The following is a 3695-nucleotide window of genomic DNA, read 5'->3' as shown; positions in this document are numbered from 1 at the left end:
TCAACAGTAACTCCTCCAGATGATGAGACTCAAGGCATTGCAAACCACTTAATTGCTTTCTTTAATAAAGAAGTTGCAGAAGGTCGTTTACCGAAAAACCTTGGTCCATTACAAGCAGGAATTGGTTCTATTGCCAACGCTGTATTAACAGGTTTAAAAGATTCTGATTTTGAAGACCTCATCATGTACTCAGAAGTACTACAAGACTGTACTTTTGAACTCATTGATGCAGGCAAAATGAAATTTGCTTCTGGTAGCTCAATTACCCTTTCTGCAAAATGTGGTGAAAAAGTTTTTGGCAATATCGAAGCTTACAAAGACAAATTAGTGCTTCGTCCACAAGAAATTTCTAACCATCCTGAATTGGTTCGTCGTTTAGGGATTATCGGCATTAACACTGCGCTTGAGTTTGATATTTACGGTAACGTGAACTCAACTCACGTGTGTGGTACTAAAATGATGAACGGTATTGGTGGTTCAGGTGACTTCGCTCGTAACGCTCACTTGGCGATCTTTGTAACCAAATCAATTGCTAAAGGCGGCGATATCTCTTCTATCGTACCAATGGTAAGCCACGTTGATCACAGTGAACACGACGTTGATATTTTAGTGACAGAGCAAGGTTTAGCAGACTTACGCGGTTTAGCGCCTCGTGAACGCGCTCGCGCTATTATTGATAATTGTGTACACCCACTTTATCGTGATGCATTAAATGACTACTTTGACCGTGCATGTACGAAAGGTGGACATACTCCTCACTTACTTCGTGAAGCATTGTCTTGGCATGCAAACTTCGAAGAAACAGGTCAAATGCTTCAAGCAGCACCAGTTGCAAAATCAGCTTAAATCACTGGTTTAATTCAAGCACTCCTTCGGGGGTGCTTTTTTATTTGTTTAAATTATTAATAAAAAACTGCTCAAGCCCGAATTTTTATTTTATCTTTTCAGCACATCAAAACAAAAAGTAGAAATCCATATGTTTATTATTCGTCAATTTACAAATGCAGATCTGGATGATGTCGTTATTTTATGGGAAAGCTGTGGTCTAACCCGTCCTTGGAATAATCCTGAAACCGATATTTTCAGGAAAGTCTCGCAACAGGATGATTTGTTTTTGGTTGCTATTAAAGATGAGCAACTGATTGGCACGCTTATGGGCGGCTACGACGGCCATAGAGGCTGGATTAACTATTTGGCTGTTCACCCCCACCAACAACGCTTAGGAATCGCTACAGCGCTTGTTCAGCAGCTTGAGAAGCGACTGATTGCTCGCGGCTGCCCAAAACTTCAATTATTAGTCCGTAAAGACAATTTGAATGTGTTGAACTTTTACGAACAGCTTGGCTATGACGAGATAGAAGCAGTGTGCTTAGGAAAACGACTTATTCGTGATAGTTCTCACGATTAGAGACAAGTTTTCAGTTGAGCCATTTTTAGAAAGTTAAGGCAATATTGGGGATAACTCTTTGCTTGTGGATAAAATGAGATTTATACACAGGTAAGGTCTTAATATTTTTATTAAATAAACAGGCATGAAAAAAGCCCCATACATTATATATGGGGCTTTTTCGAATATGGTGGCGAGACCCAGGATCGAACTGGGGACACACGGATTTTCAATCCGTTGCTCTACCTACTGAGCTATCACGCCGATGGCCTGTATTAAGCCGTATCTCAGAACAATAGTCAACAATTATCCTGAGTTTCTGATTTAAATGAGTATTTTTTATACTTAAAAAAAATCCCTGATGGGATCAGGGATTGAAAACACAAATAATGGTGGCGAGACCCAGGATCGAACTGGGGACACACGGATTTTCAATCCGTTGCTCTACCTACTGAGCTATCACGCCGATGGCCTGTATTAAGCCGTATCTCAGAACAATAGTCAACAATTATCCTGAGTTTCTGATTTAAATGAGTATTTTTTATACTTAAAAAAAATCCCTGATGGGATCAGGGATTGAAAACACAAATAATGGTGGCGAGACCCAGGATCGAACTGGGGACACACGGATTTTCAATCCGTTGCTCTACCTACTGAGCTATCACGCCGAATTGGGCGTATTAAACAATGTTTATAAGAAGACGTCAAGCAACTTCCGTGTTTTTTGTAACAAGTGATTATTTTTAAATCACAACCACAAAATAATAGAAGCTTTTAGTGATGTAGTTTACCAATGTGAGCCAAACAGCGATGAATCGCGCCACAGCCTGGTTCAAAAGTTTTAACACCTTTTGACTCTTCTATGCGGCAAGCTTCTTCGACTAAGCGCTCAGCTACCCCACGACCACGGTTCGCAGGGTGCACAACAATATATTCAAGAACCTTGCTTTCGCCTTGTCCTGAAGACCAAATTGCACCTATAATTTTGGTGTTAAATTCGGCAGTGTATAGCGTGGTATACTGTTGTAAATCTTGTTCAAGTTGTTCAATCGCATCGTGCCCGTCACCAAACTCCGGACTTGTATCATACAGTCGCTCAAGCTGATCGCGGATCTCTGAATTATCTAGAGAACTATAAGCATGTACGGTAATAGGCATTGATTAACCCTCCTGAGCAAACTATGATGCTGTCACGAATTCGTCACAGCGAAATTGTCGTTAACATCCAATCATTTTTGACGTTTTTTGAGGAACGTGTCCATGACGCAACGTATCAGTGAAGTGGTTAGAAATACCAATGAAACCAAAATTCGAGTTCGTTTAAATCTCGACGGTACTGGTCAAGGCACACTAAACACTGGAGTTCCATTTTTAGACCATATGATTGATCAAATCAAGCGACATGGCTTATTTGATATCGATATTCATTGTGACGGAGACCTCGAGATTGATGATCACCACACCGTAGAAGACTGTGGTATCACGCTTGGACAAGCTTTTGCACAAGCTTTGGGCGATAAAAAAGGTTTAAAACGCTATGGTCATTTTTATGCACCATTAGACGAAGCTTTATCTCGCGTTGTTGTAGATTTATCTGGTCGTCCGGGTTTATTCATGGATATTCCATTTACTCGTGCGCGCATCGGTACATTTGATGTCGATTTATTTTCTGAGTTTTTCCAAGGTTTCGTAAACCATGCGCTTATGACCTTACACATCGATAACTTAAAAGGTAAAAATAGCCACCATCAAATCGAAAGTGTTTTTAAAGCACTTGCTCGTGCTTTACGTATGGCATGTGAAGTTGATCCACGTGCAGAAAACACGATTGCATCGACAAAAGGTAGCCTCTAATGACACGTATCGCGTTACTTGATTATGGCATGGGCAATCTACACTCAGCAGCTAAAGCACTTGAGCATGTGGGCGCTACAGTCGATGTGACCAATGATCCAAAGTTAATTGCACGAGCCGACAAAATTGTTTTTCCAGGTGTGGGTGCAATGCGTGACTGTATGCAAGGTATGCGTGAAGCAGGTATTGATGAAGTTGTACGTAAAGCTGCTTTTAATAAACCTGTTCTTGCGATTTGTGTAGGTATGCAAGCATTGCTACAAAGTTCTGAAGAAAATGGCGGTGTAGACGCATTAGGTATTTTTGACGGCGTAGTAAAACATTTCCCTCAAATGGAAGGTTTGAAAGTACCACACATGGGCTGGAACCAAGTTCACCAAATGGACCCAAGCCATCCAATGTGGAACAACATCGAACAAGATGCTCGCTTCTACTTTGTACATAGTTACTATGT

5 protein-coding genes and 3 tRNA genes are annotated in these 3695 nt (G+C 40.9%); 4 read left to right on the top strand and 4 right to left on the bottom strand.

What is annotated here, in order from left to right:
• Both J690_RS23325 and J690_RS23320 read left to right on the top strand, forming a co-directional pair.
• On the top strand, positions 1 to 846 hold an 846-nt coding region (locus J690_RS23325), incomplete at its 5' end, for an acetyl-CoA hydrolase/transferase C-terminal domain-containing protein (protein WP_032038790.1).
• Positions 847 to 976: 130 nt separating this feature from the next.
• The gene (locus J690_RS23320; protein WP_032036583.1) at positions 977 to 1408 is read left to right on the top strand and encodes a GNAT family acetyltransferase; all 432 of its coding nucleotides are present in this window, start codon (positions 977 to 979) and stop codon (positions 1406 to 1408) included.
• Between the two features lie 167 nt (positions 1409 to 1575).
• On the opposite strand, the gene J690_RS23315 is transcribed toward J690_RS23320, so the two are convergent.
• The 4 genes from J690_RS23315 to J690_RS23300 form a co-directional block, all read right to left on the bottom strand.
• Positions 1576 to 1651: transfer RNA gene (locus tag J690_RS23315), tRNA-Phe, on the bottom strand.
• A gap of 126 nt (positions 1652 to 1777) precedes the next feature.
• Positions 1778 to 1853 (bottom strand) — tRNA-Phe (locus J690_RS23310).
• 126 nt (positions 1854 to 1979) lie between these two features.
• Positions 1980 to 2055 (bottom strand) — tRNA-Phe (locus tag J690_RS23305).
• Positions 2056 to 2161: 106 nt separating this feature from the next.
• Positions 2162 to 2545: a GNAT family N-acetyltransferase gene (locus J690_RS23300; RefSeq protein ID WP_002116928.1), complete on the bottom strand. Its 384-nt coding sequence runs from the start codon at positions 2543 to 2545 to the stop codon at positions 2162 to 2164.
• Positions 2546 to 2647: 102 nt separating this feature from the next.
• Here J690_RS23300 and hisB point away from each other — a divergent pair, with 102 nt between their 5' ends.
• Together hisB and hisH are read left to right on the top strand one after the other, a co-directional pair.
• A complete protein-coding gene (gene hisB, locus J690_RS23295) occupies positions 2648 to 3241 on the top strand; it encodes an imidazoleglycerol-phosphate dehydratase HisB (protein ID WP_002116767.1) in 594 nt (197 codons plus the stop codon).
• On the top strand, positions 3241 to 3695 hold a 455-nt coding region (hisH, locus tag J690_RS23290; protein WP_032038787.1), incomplete at its 3' end, for an imidazole glycerol phosphate synthase subunit HisH. The genes hisB and hisH, both read left to right, overlap by 1 nt.

This window comes from Acinetobacter sp. 742879 (assembly GCF_000588535.1).
Classification (GTDB): Bacteria; Pseudomonadota; Gammaproteobacteria; order Pseudomonadales; family Moraxellaceae; genus Acinetobacter; species Acinetobacter pittii.
Note: the sequence above shows the minus strand (reverse complement) of the source record. Positions and strands in the feature narration are given on the sequence as shown.

Bases quoted from the DNA above. Each gene is read 5' to 3' on its own strand.
- J690_RS23320 (WP_032036583.1), top strand. From the start codon at position 977: ATGTTTATTATTCGTCAATTTACAAATGCAGATCTGGATGATGTCGTT.
- J690_RS23300 (WP_002116928.1), bottom strand. From the start codon at position 2,545: ATGCCTATTACCGTACATGCTTATAGTTCTCTAGATAATTCAGAGATC.
- hisB (WP_002116767.1), top strand. From the start codon at position 2,648: ATGACGCAACGTATCAGTGAAGTGGTTAGAAATACCAATGAAACCAAA.